The sequence below is a fragment of the Aliagarivorans taiwanensis DSM 22990 genome, assembly GCF_000429505.1.
GTDB classification, from domain to species: Bacteria; Pseudomonadota; Gammaproteobacteria; order Enterobacterales; family Celerinatantimonadaceae; genus Aliagarivorans; species Aliagarivorans taiwanensis.
Window position 1 is genome coordinate 23,323 of the sequence record NZ_AUBZ01000007.1, and the last position, 22,337, is coordinate 45,659.

19 protein-coding genes are annotated in these 22,337 nt (G+C 53.7%); 9 read left to right on the forward strand and 10 right to left on the reverse strand.

Features of this window, described 5'->3' with window-relative positions; genetic code table 11:
• Positions 1 to 33 precede the first annotated feature (33 nt).
• Positions 34 to 600 carry a DUF481 domain-containing protein gene (locus G462_RS0106430; RefSeq protein WP_026958270.1) on the forward strand — a complete coding sequence of 189 codons (567 nt, stop codon included), beginning with the start codon at positions 34 to 36 and terminating at the stop codon, positions 598 to 600.
• Between the two features lie 7 nt (positions 601 to 607).
• On the opposite strand, the gene G462_RS0106435 is transcribed toward G462_RS0106430, so the two are convergent.
• The gene (locus tag G462_RS0106435) at positions 608 to 1,087 is read right to left on the reverse strand and encodes a putative 4-hydroxy-4-methyl-2-oxoglutarate aldolase (RefSeq protein ID WP_026958271.1); all 480 of its coding nucleotides are present in this window, start codon (positions 1,085 to 1,087) and stop codon (positions 608 to 610) included.
• Between the two features lie 605 nt (positions 1,088 to 1,692).
• Here G462_RS0106435 and arcA point away from each other — a divergent pair.
• Both arcA and pykF read left to right on the forward strand, forming a co-directional pair.
• On the forward strand, positions 1,693 to 2,403 hold the full coding sequence (arcA, locus tag G462_RS0106445; RefSeq protein ID WP_026958273.1) for a two-component system response regulator ArcA: 711 nt from the start codon (positions 1,693 to 1,695) through the stop codon (positions 2,401 to 2,403).
• A 330-nt stretch (positions 2,404 to 2,733) separates the two neighbouring features.
• Positions 2,734 to 4,146: a pyruvate kinase PykF gene (gene pykF, locus G462_RS0106450; protein ID WP_026958274.1), complete on the forward strand. Its 1,413-nt coding sequence runs from the start codon at positions 2,734 to 2,736 to the stop codon at positions 4,144 to 4,146.
• A gap of 82 nt (positions 4,147 to 4,228) precedes the next feature.
• On the opposite strand, the gene G462_RS0106455 is transcribed toward pykF, so the two are convergent.
• Positions 4,229 to 4,822 (reverse strand): gamma-glutamylcyclotransferase family protein, encoded by a 594-nt coding sequence (locus G462_RS0106455; protein ID WP_026958275.1) that lies wholly within the window; start codon positions 4,820 to 4,822, stop codon positions 4,229 to 4,231.
• Between the two features lie 202 nt (positions 4,823 to 5,024).
• On the opposite strand from G462_RS0106455, the gene G462_RS0106460 reads away from it, so the two are divergent.
• Positions 5,025 to 5,480, forward strand: a complete 456-nt coding sequence (locus G462_RS0106460; RefSeq protein WP_026958276.1) for a methylglyoxal synthase — start codon at positions 5,025 to 5,027, stop codon at positions 5,478 to 5,480.
• A gap of 18 nt (positions 5,481 to 5,498) precedes the next feature.
• On the opposite strand, the gene G462_RS21905 is transcribed toward G462_RS0106460, so the two are convergent.
• The 8 genes from G462_RS21905 to G462_RS0106500 form a co-directional block, all read right to left on the reverse strand.
• Positions 5,499 to 6,161, reverse strand: a complete 663-nt coding sequence (locus G462_RS21905) for a super-infection exclusion protein B (protein WP_051326574.1) — start codon at positions 6,159 to 6,161, stop codon at positions 5,499 to 5,501.
• A 417-nt stretch (positions 6,162 to 6,578) separates the two neighbouring features.
• Positions 6,579 to 7,559, reverse strand: coding sequence for a tRNA dihydrouridine(20/20a) synthase DusA (gene dusA, locus G462_RS21910; protein WP_026971462.1), 981 nt, complete (start codon positions 7,557 to 7,559; stop codon positions 6,579 to 6,581).
• Between the two features lie 119 nt (positions 7,560 to 7,678).
• Complete coding sequence (locus G462_RS0106475; protein ID WP_026958277.1) at positions 7,679 to 8,410, reverse strand: glucose 1-dehydrogenase; 732 nt, start codon at positions 8,408 to 8,410, stop codon at positions 7,679 to 7,681.
• Positions 8,411 to 8,504: 94 nt separating this feature from the next.
• Positions 8,505 to 9,041 carry a hypothetical protein gene (locus G462_RS0106480; protein WP_026958278.1) on the reverse strand — a complete coding sequence of 179 codons (537 nt, stop codon included), beginning with the start codon at positions 9,039 to 9,041 and terminating at the stop codon, positions 8,505 to 8,507.
• Positions 9,042 to 9,114: 73 nt separating this feature from the next.
• Entirely contained in the window at positions 9,115 to 10,131 is a 1,017-nt protein-coding gene (locus G462_RS0106485; RefSeq protein ID WP_026958279.1) for a hypothetical protein, read from the reverse strand.
• A 126-nt stretch (positions 10,132 to 10,257) separates the two neighbouring features.
• The gene (locus tag G462_RS0106490; RefSeq protein WP_051326575.1) at positions 10,258 to 11,736 is read right to left on the reverse strand and encodes an AGE family epimerase/isomerase; all 1,479 of its coding nucleotides are present in this window, start codon (positions 11,734 to 11,736) and stop codon (positions 10,258 to 10,260) included.
• A gap of 104 nt (positions 11,737 to 11,840) precedes the next feature.
• Complete coding sequence (locus tag G462_RS0106495) at positions 11,841 to 12,296, reverse strand: GNAT family N-acetyltransferase (RefSeq protein ID WP_035476993.1); 456 nt, start codon at positions 12,294 to 12,296, stop codon at positions 11,841 to 11,843.
• 90 nt (positions 12,297 to 12,386) lie between these two features.
• The gene (locus tag G462_RS0106500) at positions 12,387 to 13,316 is read right to left on the reverse strand and encodes a LysR family transcriptional regulator (protein WP_026958282.1); all 930 of its coding nucleotides are present in this window, start codon (positions 13,314 to 13,316) and stop codon (positions 12,387 to 12,389) included.
• Between the two features lie 114 nt (positions 13,317 to 13,430).
• Here G462_RS0106500 and G462_RS0106505 point away from each other — a divergent pair, with 114 nt between their 5' ends.
• From G462_RS0106505 to G462_RS0106530, 5 genes are all read left to right on the forward strand, one after another.
• Positions 13,431 to 14,366: an SDR family NAD(P)-dependent oxidoreductase gene (locus G462_RS0106505; RefSeq protein ID WP_026958283.1), complete on the forward strand. Its 936-nt coding sequence runs from the start codon at positions 13,431 to 13,433 to the stop codon at positions 14,364 to 14,366.
• 15 nt (positions 14,367 to 14,381) lie between these two features.
• Complete coding sequence (locus G462_RS0106510; protein WP_026958284.1) at positions 14,382 to 14,762, forward strand: DUF4345 family protein; 381 nt, start codon at positions 14,382 to 14,384, stop codon at positions 14,760 to 14,762.
• Positions 14,763 to 14,918: 156 nt separating this feature from the next.
• Positions 14,919 to 17,261 (forward strand): helicase-related protein, encoded by a 2,343-nt coding sequence (locus G462_RS0106515; protein ID WP_026958285.1) that lies wholly within the window; start codon positions 14,919 to 14,921, stop codon positions 17,259 to 17,261.
• A 118-nt stretch (positions 17,262 to 17,379) separates the two neighbouring features.
• Entirely contained in the window at positions 17,380 to 18,378 is a 999-nt protein-coding gene (locus tag G462_RS0106520; protein ID WP_026958286.1) for a LacI family DNA-binding transcriptional regulator, read from the forward strand.
• A 380-nt stretch (positions 18,379 to 18,758) separates the two neighbouring features.
• Positions 18,759 to 22,211 carry a hypothetical protein gene (locus G462_RS0106530; protein ID WP_026958287.1) on the forward strand — a complete coding sequence of 1,151 codons (3,453 nt, stop codon included), beginning with the start codon at positions 18,759 to 18,761 and terminating at the stop codon, positions 22,209 to 22,211.
• The last annotated feature ends 126 nt before the right edge of the window (positions 22,212 to 22,337 follow it).

The window sequence follows — 22,337 nt, forward strand, 5'->3', positions numbered from 1 at the left end:
CTATCAACAAAAGCTACCAACTAAGGAGGAAGGATGAACAAGCGCCGTTTTGCCCAGTTATGTCCGACTGCCTTGTTAGCGTGCATGGCATTATCTGCACAAGCAGAAGTGGTAAATCAGTTTGAAGTTACCATGACCGATCAGTTGCAGCTTCACAGCCGCACCCAAATCGACAATTGGTACGTGTCTGGCTACAACCGACTAAGCAACGAGCCTAGCGCTTCTCTTCATCAGTTAGAAGGCAGCGACCAGACTTGGTACTTTAACGGTGGTTATCAACGCCCCATCTACCAAGAACTGGACCTATTCGTAGAGGCTGGCGTTAACTCTGAATACCAAGACCTAGCCACTCAGCGAGGGTTTAACGTTGCTACCGGAGTCAAGTTTCAAGCCAGTGATAATCTAAGCGTCGCCTCTAAGCTGACCTCAGTACACAAAGATAATCAGGCAGGCCTCGAGCACAGCCTTGAACTAAGCGGCTCTTACCAACTGCGCAACCGCTTCAATTTAGAAGCCAGCTATCAGATTGAGACTATCAGAGATACCGACGAGCATCAGCTCCAGCAGCAACTTCGAGTCGGACTAGGCTACCGCTTCTAAGCCCCTCTTAAATCAGCTTTTCCTCACTTATTGCTATGCCATTTAGGTCGGCATATAAGTACGTTCCAGGCTCAATTATTACGCCATTTATCGCCAACGTTACATTGACCTCGCCAAGCCCTTTGCGCTCAGTCTTGATCGGACAAGCACCGAGAGCTCGCACCCCCAATGGCATCGTCGAGATAGCTGCAACATCACGGATCGCGCCGTTAATCACCACCCCCGCCCAGTTATTCTCCACAGCACTGGCGGCAATCAGATCGCCCATCAGCGCGCGGCGAAGGCTTGCGCCACCATCAACCACCAGCACCTTGCCCGCGCCTTCTTGGGCTAACAGTTCCTTAACCCGGCTGTTATCTTCATAGCAACGCACTGTTACCACTTGGCCCTGAAAGTTATCGAGTCCGCCGAACACAGCAAAAGCACCAGCAATCAATTGCAGCGTGTCAGGGTATTCATCAAACAAATCGGGAAGAATATCGTCCATGAGCTCAATCCTATTTAGTACAAATGGAAGGTTAATAAGGCATTTCTAGTTTAGCCAATATAAACCGACCTATCCTTGCCTTGCGGCGCTTCACACTCTAGTTCTAGGGCATTTTCTGCACTAATCGAGTATCGATGCTCAATAAGAAAGTGTTGTGAAGAAATGGAGGGCGAAAACCTATCTCAAGAAACTATTCAATAGATATCATATGCTTATGTGACAGCCTTCAAGACTTGGCGAGCGCGTTTCACTTCGGAATATTTGATGATTTGGCCATTTGTTGTTTTTATTCATCAGAAACAAATAAATTTCGCAATAAGCCAGTTTTTCCGATTGATTTACATCAAAAGCAACTCAAATAGCGACGAATATGTTGTCGCAGAAAGTTGTTATGTCACTGTTAAGTTCATAGAATGGATGCCATTGTTGGAAGCCGTGCATATCGACAATCCCTTGAGTAAGTGGGGATAACCAAGATACGGCGAGAGGATGTTTTTGATGCGGCCTTGATGGACTTTACATTTCTGTAACAAACGCCACCACCTGCCCATCCATCCGTAATATATTAACTATCGCAGATTTTAGAAATAGCATTGGGGAAGGCCATGACACCTAATATTCTTATCGTCGAGGACGAACTGGTCACTCGAAATACCCTGAAGAGTACCTTTGAAGCCGAAGGTTACAACGTATTCGAGGCCTCAGACGGTAACGAAATGAATGCGGCTCTGGAAGGGAACACCATTCACTTGATCATTATGGACATCAACCTTCCGGGCAAAAACGGACTGTTGCTAGCCCGCGAGCTTCGTGACCGCGAGCAGATTGCATTAATGTTCCTGACCGGACGAGACAACGAAGTCGATAAGATCCTTGGCCTGGAAATCGGTGCCGATGACTACATCACCAAGCCATTCAACCCACGTGAGCTGACCATCCGTGCGCGTAACCTGCTAAACCGTACCATCAACAGCCAAGGCGCTGCTGAAGATAAGGTTGTGGTTGAGCAATACCGCTTCAACGGTTGGGTGCTGGATATCAACAGCCGCTCGCTGATTAGCCCAAATAAAGAAGTGTACAAACTGCCTCGCAGCGAATTCCGCGCGATGCTGCACTTTGTGGAGAACCCAGGCCAAATCCAAAGCCGTGCCGAGCTTCTGAAGAAGATGACTGGCCGCGAGCTTAAGCCACACGACCGCACCGTTGATGTGACCATTCGTCGCATCCGTAAGCACTTCGAGTCGCTACCGGAAACCCCGGAAATCATCGCCACCATTCACGGTGAAGGTTACCGTTTTTGTGGTGAACTAGAGTAATTCAGGCTGTCAAAAAAACCTCGCTAGCTAGCGAGGTTTTTTTTGTCCTGTGACACGCAAATGACACCACAACACGCTATGCTCCTTGGTTGTATACCCAAGCTACCTTGCAAAAACCTAGCGAAATCAATACGCGAGGTAACTTCGGTATATGTGTTAAGACAACGCGAAAATGTAATTTGGCAAGCTTTTCAATGTAACGATGTGTAACTAATCGCAGAAAACTTGATTTCGCGACGTCTAATGTCGTTAATTTTTTACAAATCTAAAGTTTCATTCCTGTATAATGCGCGGGTTTTTGAAACGCATCCTGAGCGGAGATTTACTTCAATGAAGAAAACTAAGATTGTTTGTACCATTGGTCCAAAAACCGAGTCAGTAGAGATGCTGACTAAGCTGGTTGAGTCTGGCATGAACGTAATGCGCCTTAACTTCTCACACGGCGACTACGATGAGCATGGTCAGCGCATTAACAACCTGCGTGAAGTGGTTAAGAACACTGGTAAGAGCGCTGCTGTTCTACTAGACACCAAAGGTCCAGCAATCCGTACCATCAAGTTGGAAGGTGGGGAAGACGTTGCTCTGGTTGCTGGTCAAGAGTTCACTTTCACTACTGACCAAACCGTTATCGGCGACAAAGACCGTGTTGCTGTAACCTACCCTGGTTTTGCTACCGACCTGAGCGTTGGTAACATGATCTTGGTTGACGACGGCCTGATCGAAATGGAAGTTATCGCCATTTCTGATAGCGAAGTGAAGTGTAAAGTACTGAACAACGGCGACCTAGGTGAAAACAAAGGTGTTAACCTGCCAGGCGTTAAAGTTCAACTGCCAGCATTGTCAGAAAAAGATAAGGGCGACCTTGTATTCGGTTGTGAGCAAGGCGTTGACTTCATCGCTGCTTCTTTCATCCGTAAGAAAGAAGACGTTCTGGAAATCCGCGAGCTGCTAAAAGCGAACGGCGGTGAGAACATCCAAATCATCTCTAAGATTGAGAACCAAGAAGGTGTTGATAACTTCGACGAGATCCTAGAAGCCTCTGACGGCATCATGGTAGCTCGTGGTGACCTGGGTGTAGAAATCCCAGTTGAAGAAGTAATCTTCGCGCAGAAAATGATGATTGAGAAATGTAACCGTGCTCGCAAGCTGGTTATCACCGCAACCCAGATGCTGGACTCAATGATCAAGAACCCACGTCCTACCCGCGCAGAAGCTGGTGACGTTGCCAACGCAATCCTGGACGGCACCGATGCAGTAATGCTATCTGGTGAGTCTGCGAAGGGTAAATACCCAGTAGAAGCAGTAAGCATCATGGCCACCATCTGTGACCGTACCGACGCTGTAATGCCTTCTAACCTGGATCCAGCACGCGACAGCGGCAAGCTGCGCATCACCGAAGCGGTATGTAAAGGTGCTGTAGAAACTTCAGAGAAGCTGAGCGCACCTCTGATTGTTGTTGCTACCCAAGGTGGTAAGTCTGCTAAGTCTGTACGTAAGTACTTCCCACAGGCGAACATCCTGGCTATCACCACCAACGACAAGACTGCTCGTCAACTGTGCCTAACTAAAGGTGTAGTACCTCACGTAGTTACCGATATCGAAAGCACCGATGCGTTCTACGCACTGGGTAAAGAGCTGGCTCTAGAGTCTGGTCTGGCTAACAAAGGTGACATCGTAGTGATGGTTTCTGGTGCCCTGGTTCCTTCAGGTACCACCAACACCTCTTCTGTTCACGTACTGTAATCTCAGTTACCGAACAGCAAAAAGGCCGCATCAGCGGCCTTTTTTATTGCCTTCAACCTAGCCCCAATTACCTTTGAGACAATTACCTTTGAGGCAATGGTGAGTGGGCTTGCAGGTGCGCCATGTCGTTGAGGATCGAGTCGATCTTCTCCAGACATAGGGCATCAAGATTCTCAGCACGCGGATAACGCGGCGCATTGCGATCATCCTCCCAATGGCTTACCCAGAACTCGGTCGAATGCAAAAACTCTCGGGCATAGTGCTCACTCACCTCCAGGCAGCCGCGCAGACACACATCCAGATAGCTTTGCAGGATCGGCGTCTCATCGGCTGGTCGCCACAGCTCTTTAGCAACATAGGTGTAGATCTTGGTTGCAGAGTGCGGCAGCGGGTCTAACAGCTCCAGCTGGTCTTGCGATAACAGCACACGGTTATAGTCGCACTCGCGTTGGTCCAAATCGTCAATAAAGCGTTCATCAAAGGGGATCAGCACCCCGTTCACACTGCTATCTTCACTCGGGCAGATCACCACCGCAGAGCGGTCCCCGACACTCTTCAGCCCTGACCAGTAACGCTGAAATCCTTTTAATCGCGCCGGATACGCATGCTCTCCGGGAAAGGTACGCTGGCGACAATCGGCATCGATTAAGCTGCCGTAGCCAAAAATATAAACCATCCTATTTCCTTGGTGATGTTTTTATCTACTTCATTATCCTGCTTCATTATGAGGTAAAACAGCGTATAACCGCCCTTAAAAACCCCCTCTCAATCAAAACAGGAATACGTTTTCATACAATCTAACGAAAATCCCGCCAGACAACTAGCCACTGTTCACCCAACTCAGTAACATGAGGCATCTCAATAAAATAAGTAAAGACATGGAAACGACAACCCGCAAAATGGCTGCGTCCAAACGCATTGCGTTGGTCGCGCATGATCATAAGAAATCCGCGCTAATTGAATGGTCTAAACTGCACAAGGCAGAGCTCGACAAGCACCAACTTTTTGGCACCGGCACCACCGGCACCCTACTGAGCCAACATGGCTTTGCGGTTGAGCCCCTGCTTAGCGGCCCAATGGGTGGCGACCAGCAGCTTGGCGCCATGATTGCCGAAGGCAAGATCGATGTGATGATCTTCTTCTGGGACCCACTCGATGCGGTGCCGCACGACCCCGATGTGAAGGCCTTATTGCGTTTGGCTGCAGTATGGAACATTCCCGTGGCAACCAACAAAGCAACGGCCGACATTCTGCTTGCCAGCCGTTATTTTGACCAAGAGTTTGAAGTGGAAGTACCCGACTACGCAGGCTACCTGAAAAAGCGCACCCAGTAGTTTGCTTGGAGCATGCGGCTAAGCCGCATGTTCACCATCGGCCTGTTCTTCCCCATTCGCCGACGTTTGCTCGGCACGGATCCTAAACAAACGGCCATTATGGGTGCGACTGGCTTGGTAGTCAGCTCGCAGAAACGGTGGACGTTTAGCTTTTAGCTGCTCCACGTGCTCCTCACTCAGCTTACCCACTGGGAGTCCCAGTGCGCGATAGCTCAGAAGCGGGCGCGCTTCCAAACTGATCATCAAATCAACCCGCGTGCGACCTTCAATCATCTGCCGAGGCTTAACTGGCGTTAGCACCCCGTTATCAATCAGGTTTACCACCGATGGCTCAAGCACCGGTAGGTTAAGTACGCTCTTGCGGGCAATCACAAACTCACGCAGTACCGCTCGCTCAGTATGATCGAGACAGGCAATCATCGAGCTAAGCTGTTGCATCTGCTTGCGGCTAAACCAGCTGCGCTTGGCAAACGAGGCCGCCAGCATCAAGCCACGACTCACAAAGAACGCGATACCCACGATTAGCCCAATCACAGCCAAGGTGTAACCCTGCCCTTCAAGCTTTTGGATATGCAGCACATTTTGGGGGATAAACAGCAGCATGGCACTGGCGATACTCAGCCACGCCACGACTACATCTAACGCTCCCCAGCGTAGGACAAAACGATTGATCGTTTCCATAGGCAAACTCCGTCAAAACGGTGACAATTCTTGTACAGAGTTAGCAAAGGGTGTGCCAAAGGCAATAAAGAGGGGTGGGCAGCGTCCCTGCCCGGCTGGTAAAGGAGGCAGATTACCAGCCGAAATGGCTCAATTGGTGACTACCAACCGAAGAATTCCTGATTATGGGTTCCAATCAGTAGTACCGCAGGAAAGAAGTACAAAGCACTGATTTTAAAGCCCAAAATTGCCAAACTGCCAACAGCAAATCGAACCAGAAAACGCTGAGTCCAACAGCCATTCAGTCGGCGAAGCAAAGATAACGCACGCATAACTCACCAAACAAAAAAGCATCAATATCAGACTAAAGTATATACAACTAAAGTCTAAGACTCAGCTCATTGGCAAAATCTGCGTGTAAGCTTTTTGTGACAGCGGTCACTCTTGTTCAGGCGCACGAACCAGGCTGGCAGCGGTCTTTAGCACGTCGATATCGGCCCCCGCTTTATGGGCATTCTCACTTAAGTGACGACGCCACGCGCGGGCGCCTGGGCAGCCCTGAAACAACCCCAGCATATGGCGAGTCACATGCTGCAGGCGGCCGCCACTGACTAAGTGCTTTTCGATATAGGGGATCATGGCGTCAACCACCTGATGGCGGGAGAGTCCTGGGTCCTGCTCGCCAAAAATCCGACTGTCGACCTCGGCCAGCAGGTAGGGATTCTGATACACCTCGCGGCCAAGCATCGCACCGTCAAGATGTTGTAGGTGCGCTTCCGCCCGCTCCAGGCTGGTAATTCCGCCGTTGACCGAGATATTCAGCTGTGGGTAGTCACGTTTGATCTGGTAAGCGCGCGGATAATCCAGCGGCGGAATATCGCGGTTCTCTTTCGGGCTCAAACCAGAAAGCCACGCCTTGCGAGCATGAATGGTAAAGTCTTTCACGCCTGCAGCAGCCACTTTATCGATGAAGGTGGTCAAAAACTCGTAAGAGTCTTGCTCGTCGATGCCAATACGGGTTTTCACGGTAACCGGAATGCTAACCGCATCGCCCATCGCCGCCATACATTCAGCCACCAAGTCCGGCTCGCCCATCAGGCAAGCACCAAAACGGCCGTTCTGTACCCGATCAGAAGGGCAGCCTACATTCAGGTTCACCTCGTCATACCCCAGCGCTTCGGCGCGCTTGGCACATTCCACCAGCTCAGCGGGATTCGAGCCCCCCAGCTGCAGCGCAACCGGATGCTCCGCATCGTTATAGCCCAGATAATCGCCCTTGCCATGGATAATCGCGCCAGTGGTCACCATCTCGGTGTACAGCAAAGTGTTGCGGCTCATCAAGCGATGAAAGTAGCGACAATGGCGATCAGTCCAATCAAGCATTGGGGCAACAGAAAAACGGGACGCGGGGTAATTCATGGCTTTCTCATCTGGGTACAAACAGGCCAGTTCGAGCACTGCGGATCACTCAAACTGGCTAAAAGGGCAGCGATTATACAACCAGAAACTGGAGAGACCAAGCGCCTGGCAACTCCCAATTATCGGCCACCGGCCACATCAATCACCGAGCCCGTCACATAGGAGGCCTCATCAGAGAGCAACCATGCGATAGATTGAGCGACCTCCTCTGGTGCGCCGCCGCGCTGCATGGGGATCTGCGGGGCCAAGCGCTTGACCCTGTCTGGCTCACCGCCGTCGGCATGCATCTCGGTATAGATAAAACCTGGTCTGACGCCGTTCACCCGTATCCCTCGCGCCGCCAGTTCCATGGCCAGCCCTTTGGTTAAGCTGTCCACCGCGCCTTTAGATGCGGCGTAGTCGATGTATTCAAAGGGAGAACCAGTTTTCGCGGCGGTTGAAGATACATTGACGATTGCCCCATAGTCACTAGCTCTCTGAACGAAGGCCTTGGCGCACAGAAAATAGCTGCCCACATTCACCGCCATCACTCGCTCAAAGCGCTGATAGTCAATCTCAGAGGTAGCCGCCTGAGTAAACAGCACACCGACATTATTTACCAGGTGAGTCACTTGGCCGTAGCGCTGAGTCACCGTCTCGAACAAGCGCTCTACCTCGGCCTCTTGTGACACATCCGCTTGCACGCAAAAGCCTTCGCCACCTGCCGCCAAGATCTGCTGCACCACTGCCTCGGCCCGCTCGCAGTGGCTAAGGTAGTTAACGCACACGCGATACCCTTGCTGAGCCAACAGCAACGCAGTCGCAGCGCCTATGCCTCGGCTAGCGCCGGTAATGATAACGACCTTGTTCATACACTCTCCTTAGGCTGACTATCAGCACGCGCAGTCAGGTTTACACTGTGCGTTTTATTCAGTCTAGCGAAGCATGATGAATAGCTAACAGCTGCTATCTTCCGCCTGATATCACCACTCGCTGATACTCTTTGGTAAACGCATACCGCGGAACCGATACCGTTCGAAAGCTATCGCTATCAGCAATATCCTGACTACAGCTTGGCCTTTCACCCTTAAGGGTCACCAAATAGAGTGCACTGCTTAGCAGTAACTCTTGGCTGTGTTTCTCAGCAAACAAGTAGTGGTATATACACGTTGGATCATCCCACTCCCCCTGATTCACACTGCTGGCAAAGCCACGCTTAGTGAGCTCATCAAGGCGCAGCGGGGCGACCGTTGCTAAGGGGTAGTCGTTTATATCAACCCAATGCAGCAGCAACCAATTACCTTGGCGCACCGCTGAATCTGGCTCATCCCAGCAATCAAACACTTCCCCGGGAATCTCCTCTTCATCCAGCTCTGTTAGCCAAGTCGGGGGGGCTGCTTCATCCCACAACAGGTATATGGTATGCGCCCAAAGATCACTGAACACCCCTATCTTGGGTTGCTCAATAACATATTTAAGGTCTTGCGAAAGCTTATCTATCATTGGCTCATCAATATCTAGTTAATACCAGTAAGCTATTGCTTCAATCGCCAGAAGCCAGAAGAGTGACGGATAGCTAAAACGACTGACTATATCCTTGGGGTAACTGCAGCGAGCCATCATCCTTCACCACCAGCTCCATCGGGCTTTTCTCGCGAGCTTGCTGCTCTACCTGCGCGTTGTATGCCGCTGATAGCTCATCAATATGGTAGCGCAATGACACGTATACCGGATGGGTGTAGAGCTGTTCGAACTGGAAGGTAATGTCGCGGTAGCCGGTGTCGGTTTGGTTCTTCGAGGAGGAGTCTTTTTTGCGATAGATCTTATCGAAACTCACCACTTGCCCGGTCACCCGCTCGCTACGAGGCGCTATCTTCATTAGTGTGCGAGGAGCGCCATGAAACTTCGCCCACAGCGCGTGAAATCCCACTTCAATCAGCAGGTGAACAATCAGATAAACCATCAAGCCCATCACTGCCACAACCGGATGAATGCCAAGGGGCCGCAGTAAATAGTTCAATATCTCTTCTGGGTTCATTCCGGCAACCGGGAGCTCCGGCAGGTAGACACTGATGACACAGCTCACCGCGCAAATCAGCCCGGTCACCACTAGCGCCGCCATGTAGCAACACAGCAGCGCATAGAGCAGTATGCCTGGCAGCGATAGCGCTCTGCGATTGACTACCCGCCCCTTCCATAAGCCTTTGATTCGATCGCTGGTAACGCCAAGTGCCTCAAACGAGTAATTCAAGTAGGCATCGGAGCGGCCAGTAAACAGTGCCCTGGGCGTTTTATAGTCGACATAGGTGCCTTCTCGCGTATAGCGATTACCGAGGTACATCACGCACACCGCCCGGCCAAATAGGCTTAAATAGATCCGCTCAAGGAGGTTAAGCACACCGCTGCAAAAAAACAGGCTGGATAGTACAAATAGCAGGTTGATGATGATGTACATGGGCGTTTCTACCTGACCAAATGCGCCAAACCACTGCAGCAGCGTCGGCCAGGTATCGAGGCCAAAAAACAGCTGCATGCTGGCATCGAGCAGCCATAGATAAAGCGCGATAGAACACAGAGCAAAAACAATCAGCATAGGGTCATCCAGTAACCATGCTTGGCAGCGCTGCCACCAAGCAAACTCCAGTTACCCCAATACTATCGGCTGCTCACTTCAAGCCATTGATAAAACGCAATAAAAGCTTGCGTTGAGCCGAGCGCTCTAGCCAGATATACCGCTAAAGCGGACCCGCTGCCTACCTTGCTGTTTGTCGAGTTCGACACGCTCAGCCTTAAAGTAATAAGGTCGCAGCAGCTTGGTAAGTTCATCGCTTAACGCTTGCGGCTGAATCGCAAAGTAGAGGGTTGCTGGCTGTTGCTGGTGCTGGCTCGCACCAAGGTAGGCGATCAAGGCATGCTCGGCCCCGTGATAGCCGTTCTTCCAGTGGTGCAACTTGGCTGCCTGTGTCCCGTAGGGATAGGGCAGGATGCCGCCATGTTCGTGGTCGACCATCGCGCTTAGCCAGGTGCCATAGGTGTAGCGCAGGTAATCATTCATGCTGGGGTCGCTAAACGCCAGAGTTTGCGCGGCTTGGTCGAGCTCGGCATACTGCCACCACGATGCGCCCTCGCTGTGCTCGGTGGCGTTCCAAAAACCCACCTCGGTGTTGGGGTCCATACCATGGTCGTCCGGCAAGATATCCATCAACTTAAACTGCGCGTAGGCGCGCTCTAACACCGCATACATACCCTGCTCGGCGATATCGCGCTGGTCGTCAAGCCCCAGCTCTGCCGCCGCCAGATACAGCATCCAATACGCCTTGATGGTGTGCCCCCAATCGCCATGGCGCCCGGTGGTCGTTTTGCCGCTGGGGTGATGCAGATAACCATAGAAACGCAGCTCTTGCTCGTTGTGATACTGGCTAAGTAACACCTCGCTGAGCCAGGCTAAATCCTCGCGCCACTGCGCCGCATAAGGCTCAGGCAGCAGCGGCAACATCAGCAGCATGTAGGCGTTGATTTGATCGAGTTGCGCCACCAGCTCTAGCTGACCGGTAGTGTTATCGGCGCTATCCTCCAACACCCATAGCAACTGATTATGTTGCTCACTGCGATAGTGGCTAAAGATATAGTCCTTAAGCTTAAGGATATCGGCCAACACCGCGTCATCACGCGTCAGGTAGTAGTAAAAGGCCAACCCGAGTTGGGCATAGGACAAGTCTTGGGTAGTGCCTTGTGCCAGACTCAAACCCGGCTGACCATCGCTATCTAAATAGCTGTAGGCTCCGCCCTCTTCGCTCAACATATTGTCCCGCAGGTAATCGACGCCTGCTTTGGCGGCAGCCAAGGCCTTTGGGTTACCAGTCATATGAAAGATTACGCCATAGGTATAGATCTGCCGCGACAACATTCTGGTGTACTGACGCCCCAAACTGTCCTGCAACCAGCTCGCTTGCAGCTCCGGACAAAGGTCGGAGAGGTCGGCCGTTTGACTATCGTTACACAGGTAGGTGGGAAAGCTACCTACAGGATCGCCCAAAGGACCGGGCTGCAGATAAAAGCGCGCAATGTCCTGTTCGATATGCTGCAGCCACTGCTGCGCACTTGGAAGGACGGGGTCAACAAGAGGGGTTACTGGCGCAGCCATACTGCTGGAGCAGCACAGCCACAGGCCCGCGAGTATCGAGGCTAGTTTTCGCATCATCATTTCCCTTTACAACGCTGTTTATCGTTTTATCAGGTCAGATTATCATCACCATAGAGGGCCGATTATGCGATGTATCAAAAATGAACAACTCGCAGGGACTAGCGGCGTAGCTGTTTGATAAATCGGATCTTACTGTTATCAGTGCTGCCGTTATCCTCGTAGCCACAGATCTGATAGCCACTGGCAAGTAACAGCTGCAGCATCGGCGGATACTTGTTCATCGATTTCACGCTGACCCACTGATAGCCCTGCTCCAGCGCCCACGCCTCTTGCCGCTCTCGCAGTATGGTTGCGATACCGCGTTTACGAAAAGCCGGTACAACACCGCCTAGCCAACTGTAGAACTCACGGTCATCGATGTGATAGCCCGCTTTGTAGGCCACCGGCTTGCCGTCACAGCAGGAAACTAAGATAAGGCTTGTAACGCCTTGCAATCGTGATAGGAGCTTTTCTTTGGAGGTTTTCCGTTCAAACTCTGGTATCGCTTGGTCGAGCTCAATAATCTCTTCAATGGTTCCAGTTCGGACGGTGACAGTGGAAGAATGGAGGATCATTGGGTACTCCCATAGTACGAGGGGAACGATAAAACTGTAGGTCACATTTTCGATGATTCGCTCCAACAAACCAAGCCCGCTTTTCAGTCCCTATTTAGCCACAGGACTAGTCACTGTCCCTGCTACCCAAAACTCATTTTCCCGCGCCTGCACTTGCTCAGCCAGAAAGTCGACAAAGCAGCGAATGCGGGCTGTACGACGTAAGTCACGGTGCAGTAGTAGCCAGATACTGCGATAGGGTAAAGGCTTTTGAAATGGTGCGCGCACCAGCCCGGGATGACGATCGCCCAAGTTGCAAGACAGATACGCCATCCCCAGCCCAGCGGCAGCCAGAGACACCAACGGCACCAGCTCGGATACCCGGTGCTTTAAGGTGGCCTTGGGGTAGAAGCTCTCCTTGAGCCATTGGGCGGTGACATCTCCTTCCGGTTCGTGCCAGCCGATAAAGTGCAGCCCTTCTCCCTGATTATCCTTAACCCGCTCAGCATACTCTCTGGAGCAGTAGGCCGCCTGAGACATCTGCACCAGGCGGCGACCCACCGCATCGTCGAACACCTCATTGGCGACTCGCACCGACACATCGGCCTCACGCCGGCTCAAGTTGGCAATGTCATTGCCAAACTGCAGGTTGAGAGTGATATCGGGATAACGTGTTGAGAATAGCGCGAAGTCATCCATCAGTGAGGTCAGGGCCATCCCATGGGGCAGCGACACACATACTGTACCAACGGGGTCGGCATCTTTGCCCACGATAAAGCGCGATGCGGCGGTCATCTCCTCCTCCATCCGCTGGGCATAGGGCAATAACTCCTCGCCAATCTGGGTCAATACCAGGCCTTGCTTGGAGCGGTCGAACAAGCGGCTGCCAATGCGCTGCTCCATCACCGAGAGGCGCCGCGTCATCGTGGTGTGATTTACCGCAATGGCTTGTGCCCCACCGCGTAGGGTGCCGGCCCGAGCCACTGCCAGAAAGAACTTGAGATCGTCCCAGTTAAACGCGTAGCTGTCCTTGTTGAGCATGCCAATCCTTGGTTCATTTTTGAAACACCATGTCCACTTTTACCTATCTACAGCGCATTTTTCAACGGTGATAACGTTAACCACGTCGCTACAGAAACAGCTAAAGGAGACAGCATGAAAACCATCAAGACCGTGCTAATCACTGGCGCAAATGCAGGGATTGGCTTTGAATCAGCGCGGCAACTCGCGTTCGAAGAAGGCATCAGCAAAATCTATCTAGGTTGCCGCAGCCAGCATAAAGCCCAGCTCGCCAAGCAACAGTTAGTCGAGGCCACTGGCAAAGACATCTTCGAGGTACTGATCATCGATGTGGCCGATGCCCAATCGGTGCGCGAAGCAGTCCAGCGGCTCAGCACCCCCATCGACGCGGTGGTGCTAAATGCAGGCGGAACCGGTGGACAAACCCCTAACCAACTGACCGCCGACGGCGTTACCACCATATTTGCAGCCAATGTGCTGGGCCACTCAGTGTTAGTGGATGAGCTAATCAAACGCCAATTGGTCACCTCCACCATTCTGTATGCCGGCTCAGAAACTGCCCGCGGCGTTCCTAAGATGGGCGTGGCCAAGGCCCAGTTGAAAGATGCCTCGGTAGAAGAGTTTACTGCCATTGCCAATGGCCGCAAGTTTGGCGCAAAGGCTGATCCACTAGATATCTACGGCACCATTAAGCTCACAGGCACCCTTTGGATGAGCTCGATGGCCCGGCAACACCCACACCTGCGTTTTATCACCATGAGCCCCGGCGGTACCACTGGCACTAATGGCATGGACGACCTGCCATTTATGAAGAAGCTGTTTTTCAAATACATCGGCGAGCTGATAATGCCAATGCTCGGCATGATGCACAGTGTCGATAAAGCCGCCAAGCGCTATTTAGATGGGCTGTTCGACCCTCGCTTTGAAACCGGCCAGTTCTATGCCAGTCAAGCGGGTTCCCCAACCGGACCAGTGGTAAATCAACTCAGCTTAGAGTCATCGCTTGGTGATGTTAGCGCTCAAGACAACGCCCGCTACGCCATTGAGCAGTTCTCGCACGACCGTCTTTAATACAAGGAGAAACCCATGGATACAATGCTGCAAATACTGGTCATTCTGGCAACCATAATGCTAAGTGGCCTGGGTGTAATGTCGATGCTTGCCCCACACAAGATGCTCAGCAACTTTGCCCTGCAACCGTCAGGTAACGCCGGTTTAAACACCATTCGTTCGGTGATTGGCGGGCTGTTCATCGCCTGCGCCAGCGCGCTGATCTTAGGTCTCACCCAAGGACTAGTTGCGGGCTACTTGTTGGTTGCCCTAGTGATGGCGGCTGTCGCCTTTGGCCGGGTCCTAGGATTGGCCATCGACGGCTTTGAAAAAGCGGTGCTTCCACCACTGATATTGGAGCTGGCGATCATCGCTGTACTAGGTTTTGGGTATCTGTCGGCAACGAGCGCTGTCTAGCGCTCGGCCTTTTGAGGGTGTACCAAACACGGCAGCCCCATTGGTATCAGCTCAGGCTGATAAGCGCTGCCGCATTCAATCCCTCGCCCAGCAACGCTATACTGGGCCCCCAAAATAGTTATCCGCTCCCCTCTGTGAAGGACCTATAACAACAACATGCGCCAACAACCCAACCTCCCCATCTTCGCCCTAGAACAGCAAATCAAAGCCCGCCTCCCCAAGCAACACTTAGTGGTTGAGGCGGCAACCGGCTCGGGTAAGTCGACCACCTTGCCACTTTGGGCAGCGGAAACTGGGCGAGTGTTGGTAGTACAGCCGCGGCGGATTGCTTGTGAGGCTTTGGCGGGATATGTGGCGACACTGACCGACAAAAAGGTGGGCCACGCAATCCGCTTTTTCTCGGATGTGGATGAGCGCACCGATATCGCCTTTGTCACACCGGGGATTGCGCTGCGTTGGCTAAGTGAAAACCAGCTACGCGATTTCGATACGCTGATCCTCGATGAGTTCCACGAGCGGCGCTGGGATACTGACTTGCTGCTGGCGCTGTGCCGCGATAGCCATCTGCGTTTACTGGTAACCTCGGCAACCTTGAATGCACAGGCTTTGCAGCACTACCTAAGCGCCGAGCAGCTATGCGCCGAAGGGCGGCAGTTTGAGGTTAGCCTGCACTACGCGGCAAGAGAATCTCATCACTTACCGGATGGGCGGAACCTCGCCGAGCGCTGTGCGGAGCAAGTACGCGCCAACCTTGAAGCTACCGCCGGCGATGTGCTGGTGTTCTTGCCCGGGCGCGGCGAGATCAACAGCTGTGCCCAGCAGCTTAGCCAACTTGATTGCCCGGTGCTGCCGCTGCACTCAACCATTAGTGACAGCGAGCGGCAGCGTATTCTCAAGCCCAGCCCGCAGCAGCGAGTGATTCTGGCGACCAACGTAGCCGAAACCAGCTTGACCATTCCCGGGGTTACGCTGGTGATCGACTCCGGATTAGAGCGGCGCACCGAACAGCGCAATGGCCGCACCGTGCTCAGCTTGAAGCGTATCTCTCAGGCCAGTGCCCAACAACGGCGGGGCCGTGCCGGTCGAACCGCGCCCGGGCATTGCATCCGTTTGTGGGGCGAGTTCGCACCGTTAGAGGCGCAAACACCGCCGCAGCTACAGCGCGAAGAACTGTTAGAGCCGCTGCTACACGCCGCTGCCGTAGGCAAGCAGCTATCCGAGTTAGACTTTATCGAAGCGCTACCGAGTAAAGCCCTCGGCATCGCCGGTGAGCGAGCGCTACAAATGGGCGCGACCGACGAAAATGGTAAACTCAGCGCCCATGGCAGCCGCTTACTCAAAGTGGGTATAGATAGCTTCTTCTCCCACCTTATCAGCCTGATGCCCGACACGCATACCCGCGAGGCGATGGTGGATATTGGCGCTGCCCTGAGCACGCCGCAGCGGCTCTATAGCCCGCCGTCGGAGCTCGATTGGGAGAAGGTGTTTAATCAATGGTTACCCAGCTATTGCGAGGCTACCGCGATTATCCAGCTGATGCGCACCGCTGAAGAGCATTGGCCGCAAGAACTTGAGGTCAACCGTGATGCCTTGCGCCAAGCGCGTGAGTTGGCCGCGCAGCTACGGCAAAGCCTTGGGCTTGCCAAGCTTAACAAGGCCAGTACTTACCAAAGAAATGCGTTGATCAGCGCCCTTTTGACTCATGCCCCCGAGCTGGCCTTTGTCCGGCGTGAACGTCGCCGCAATGCCATGGGCAACGGCCAACTGGAGATCCAGATCGCCCGTGACAGCATTATTCCTGAGCTCTGCGAGGCGGCCATCGTGCTCGATTACTTCTCGCTACCCGGCAAAGGCAGCAAGCAACTCAATACTCTTGGCCTGTGTATGATGCCGCTACGTTTGGACGATCTGATGCGCCATCAGCTCGGAGAAACCGAGGCCATCGATGGCAGCCTAAGCGAGGGTGGCGCACAAGTGATCCGCCGCTATGCCGGTCGAGAAATCGGTCACGAGCAGCAAGCCCTCAGCCCCGACGCACTATGCCAACAGCTAAGCCGCGAGATCTTGGCCAACCGACTGTTCAAAGGCCTCGGTGCAAGTCTGCGCGACGATATCGGCGCCTGGAACCTCTGGGTGCAGCTAGGCGAGAAGCATGGTGGCGGTGAGGGTGAGCCGGTCGATGCCGAGCAGTGGCTTTATCAGCAGCTAAGCGCCTTGGGCTGTGAAAGCCATGCGGATGTAGAGCTGCTGGATGCCGATGACTTTGCCTTTGCCGGCATTCCCGACTGGCAGCGCGAGGGCTTCGATGAGGCCTACCCGCGCAGTTTAGTGTTGGCGGAGCTAAAACTGGATGTGGAGTATTTGCCGCTACGCCGTCAGGTGGTGGTGCATTATCGCAGCGGTTTACGCAAAGACGGCCCCAAGCGTTGGGAGTTGCCGCGCTGGAACGGCTGGAAGATCATCTATCAAAAGGCCAGCAAGCGAGTGACGCTGAATTAGCCTTGATAGCTTCACAAAACCCCTATCTCTGAGAACGATTTGCAAGCACAGCTATTGGCTGAACGCACAAGCGCAACTACCATAGGCGGGTTTTCCCATAACAAGAGGTGGTTAGGGCTTGATTACGATTAAGGAAGTGTCTGAGCTGGCGAAGGTGTCGCAGTCCACGGTGTCCCGTGCGCTAAACGGCCACCCTACAGTAAAAGAGAAGAATCGTAAGAAGGTGTTCGATGCGATTGAGCAGCTGGGCTATCAGCCTAATGCCTTCGCTCAGGCGCTGGCCTCTAACCGCTCCAACAGTATCGGCATGTTGGTTGGTACCCTGTCAGGGCCGTTTTATGGTCCCTTGATGCACCATGCGGAAAAGGTGGTACGGGCGCGCAACAATCACCTGATCATCACCAGCGGGCAAGAGCAGCATAGCGAAGAGCTGGAGTCGATCCGTTTTCTGCGCGCCAAAAAGGTCGATGGCTTAATCATCCATGCCGATACCCTGAGCGACAGCGAGCTGATCAGCTTGGTACAGCAGCAGCCTGCTACCGTCATCCTAAATCGCTATATCCCTGAGATCGCCGAGCACTGCGCCTACCTCGACAATGAACTCGGCGGCTACCTGGCCACCCAACACCTGATTGAAAGCGGCCATCGCCATATTGCCTGCATTACCGGGCAGCTAAGTAAGTGCGACAGCCGCGAGCGCCTGCAGGGTTATCGCAATGCCCTGAGCGACGCCGCCATCGACTACGACGCCAACCTGGTGGTGGAAGGCCGCTTCGACGATCAGGGCAACCATCAAGCCGCCCGGCGGCTGCTCGACCGCGATCCTAAGATCAAAGCCGTGTTCTGCCAAAACGATGCTATCGCCCTCGCGCTATACGATGTGGCAATGGAGCGCAGCCTGCGCATCGGCCACGATATTGCGGTGGTCGGCTTCGACAACGACAGCCTGAGCGAGCACCTGCGCCCCCAGCTTAGCTCGGTCAACTTTCCCATTAGCGAGATGGGCCGCATCGCTGCCGAGCGCGTGATGGCGCTGATCGATGGGCAAAAGGTGGACCAGCTACCCGCACTGCAACTCACCCCCGAATTGATCGTGCGAGCATCCAGCACATCCTAGGATAGTTCGCTAGATACAGAGCCAGTACTGGCTGTTCTTGGTCAATTAAACAACAAAAGAAAGCGCTTGCTTTTTTTGCTGGCTAAAAATCCTCATGATGGCTGCAGCTGTAAGTAACACAAGCAATCGCAAAAACGACCAACTTCACTTTTATCAGGCAACCAAAGAAAAACGCAATAAACACAAACATTAATCCCTATCCTTATGTTTTATATGTATTTAATATTGATGCGGCTACTCATTTGTGAAATTACCATGAATCCAGCAAGGAAAAATCTGTGATCCTTAAAATGCTTTTAACGATCACTTATTGAACACCAGCGATGGACCGCCGTACATTAACCCAAAAGAAAGCGCTTTCTTTATGGAGTAAATTGCGTATGAGTCTTGCACACCCTTCGAGCCAACCACCCGTCAGCGGTCAGTTTGTCGACCTAGATGGCGAGCGTTACTACAAGATTGCCAATGTCGATCATATGGCCCCCTTCTTTATCAGCGTGGTCTCGGCCAGTGACCATTGGCTGTTTATCTCTTCCACAGGCAGCCTTACCGCCGGACGGATCCGCCCCGAGAATGCGCTGTTTCCCTATAAGTCGGTGGACTATATCCATGAGAGCGCCGAGAACACCGGTTCCAAGACCTTAGTCAGAGTGACAACCGCCACTGGCAGCGCGTTATGGGAACCGTTTAACCGCCACCACGATGGGCTCTATCAGGTGGAGCGCAACATTTATAAGAACACCATTGGCGACAAGCTGGTGTTCGAAGAGATCAACCATAGCCTGCAGCTGAGCTTCCAATACAGCTGGAACACCAGCGAGCGCTTCGGCTTTGTCCGCCATGCCGAGATCCGCAACCTCAGCGAGAATAGCCAAAGCATCGAGCTCATCGATGGTCTGCAGAACCTGCAACCCTCCGGCGCGCCGCTGGGCTCAATGCAAAAGGCCAGCGCGTTGGTCGATGCCTATAAGTGGAACGAGCGACTCGCCGACAGCCCGCTGGTGCTCTACACCATGTACGCCAAACTGACCGACCGCGCAGAGCCCGCCGAGTCGCTGTTGGCCACCAGCGTGTTCAGCCTCGATAGCGGCGACAACCAGCTGCTGCTCAGCAGCAAGCAGCTGCAAGCCTTCCGTCGCGGCCTGGCGCTTGAACAAGACACCTTGGTGCGAGGCGAGCGCGGCGCCTACCTGCTAGCCAAGACCCTGAACCTGGCGGCCCAACAAAGCGCCGACTGGCGCATCGTGGCGGATATCGACCACAATCATCAGGCGATTACCCAGCTGCAGCAGCTACTGAGCGATCCCGCCGCACTGCAAGCGCAGGTTAGTGCCAGTATCGCGGCTAACCAGCAGGAGCTGATTAACTTGATGTCGGGCGGCGATGCCTGGCAGCTGACCAACGACGAGGCCACCAGCGTTCACCACTATGCCAACGTGTTGTTTAACAGCATGCGCGGCGGGGTGTTCGACAACGGCTACCTGCTCGACAAGCAAGACGTACTGAGCGCCATCACTAACACCAACGCCGAGGTGGCAACACGCCAGCAGCACCTGTTAGCGAAGCTGCCTGAGAAGCTACTGCATAGCGAACTGCTGACTGCGGCCAAGCAAAGCGGCGACGCCCAGCTAATCCGGATCTGCTACGAGTACCTGCCGCTCACCTTCGGCCGCCGCCACGGCGACCCGAGCCGCCCCTGGAACCACTTCGAGATCAAACTCAAAGACGAGCAAGGTGAGCGCTTACTCTCCTACCAAGGCAACTGGCGAGATATCTTCCAGAACTGGGAAGCCATGGCGGCCAGCTATCCGGGCTTTGTTGGCTCGTTCCTGGCCAAGTTTGTTAATGCCTCCACCATGGATGGCTACAACCCCTATCGCATCACCAAACAGGGCATCGACTGGGAGCTACTGGACGAGAACGACCCGTGGAGCAACATCGGCTACTGGGGCGATCACCAGATTATCTATCTGCTTAAGTTCCTGGAGCAGCTGAGTAACTACAACAGCGGCGAGCTCAGCGAGATGCTGAGCAGCGATATCTTTAGCTACGCCAACGTACCCTACCGCTTGGGCGATGTGGACAAGCTGTTTGCCAATCCTAAAGACACCGTGGAGTTTGATGATGCGTTACAGCAAAGCATCGAACAGCGCGTCGACGCGTTGGGCTTTGACGGGCGCATGGTGCTCGATGGCGAGCAGCAAGTGTACATGGTCAACCTGATGGAGAAGGTGCTGGTGCCGCTGTTGGCCAAGCTCAGCAACCTGGTGCTCGATGGCGGGATCTGGCTCAACACCCAACGCCCGGAATGGAACGATGCCAACAACGCCATTGTCGGCAACGGTCTGTCGATGGTCACGCTGTACTATATGCGTCGCTATGTGGCCTTTATGCAAACCTTATTGCAGCGCTTGCCTGAAAGCACCCGCTTATCGAGCGAGGTGGTGGAGTGGATGCTCTCGATTAGCCACACCCTTGAGCAGGCCCAACAGGCAATTAGCCAAGCCCATGTCACCCCACAACTGCGCAAGTCGCTGCTCACTGAACTTGAGCTGGCCGCCGAGCGCTATCGCAACAAGGTGTATCAGCAAAACGGCTTCTCCGGTAAGCAAGCGGTGGAAATCGCCACCCTCAAGCAGTTTGCCGACGTGGCCCTCGCGGTTCTCGATGCCAGCATTCGCAGTAACCTGCGCAGCGATGGCCTGTATAACGCCTACAACATCATGACCTACAGCGCCGAGCAGCTAAGCATTGAGCAGCTCTACCCGATGCTTGAAGGCCAAGTAGCGATCCTCAGCGCCGGCGTACTCTCGCCAGAGCAAGCGGTGGCACTGCTCGATAAGCTGTTTGCCAGCGAGATGTATCGACCCGACCAGCAGAGCTTTATGTTGTACCCCGACCGCGCGCTAAACGGCTTTATGGATAAGAACTGCCTCAGCGCCGCCAGCGTTGGCTGCAGCACCTTACTAAGCAGCATGCTGGAGGCCAATGATACGCGGATTATCCAGCGTGATGAGCAAGGCAACTATCGCTTCCATGCCAGCTGCGAGAACATCGGCCAGTTGCGCGCGACGATTGCTCAGGTCAAACCGGACTATGCCAGCTTTAACGACGAGCATTGGCAGAATCTGGAAGCCGCCTATGAAGAAACCTTTAATCACAAGGCCTTCACCGGTCGCTCCGGCACCATGTTCGGCTACGAAGGCTTGGGCTGTATCTACTGGCATATGGTCTCCAAGCTGTTACTTGCAGTGCAGGAGAACTACCTGGCAGCCCGCGAGGCCGACCCTCAAGGCGCCGCCACCCAGCAATTAGCGGACTACTACTATCGGGTGCGCCAAGGCATCGGCTTTAACAAGACGCCGGATAACTACGGCGCCTTCCCCACCGATCCCTACTCGCACACGCCCAAGCAAGCCGGCGCTCAGCAGCCGGGGATGACCGGGCAGGTGAAAGAAGAAGTGCTAACCCGTTTCGGTGAGCTAGGCCTGGAGATTATCGATGGCTGCCTAAGCATCAAGCCAAGCCTGCTCAAGCGTGATGAGTTCTTACAAGCGCCGGCTCCGTTCCGCTACCAAGACCTGCAAGGCGAAAGCCATAGCGTAGGGCTCGACCAAGCCCAACTCGCCTTTACCTACTGCCAAGTGCCGTTCATCTATCAGCTTGATGACAGCCAAGCACCGGGGATCCGCTGTGAGTTAAGCAACGGTCAAACAGAGCAGATCAGCGGCCTGACGCTTCCCGCATCGTTCACCGCGCAACTGTTCCAACGCAGCGGCGAGATAGCCAAGCTAAGCGTAACCCTAAGCAGCATAAGCTTGCGTAGCGCTTAAGCCCTCTTGCACTCCGTTGCGCCTGTGGCAGCAAGCCCGGGCGCAACGTCTTCCCGTTCCAGCAAACGCAGCTCCCCCATAGCGACTCCTCCTAACGTCACAGCCACGATACCGCTGCCTCGGCTC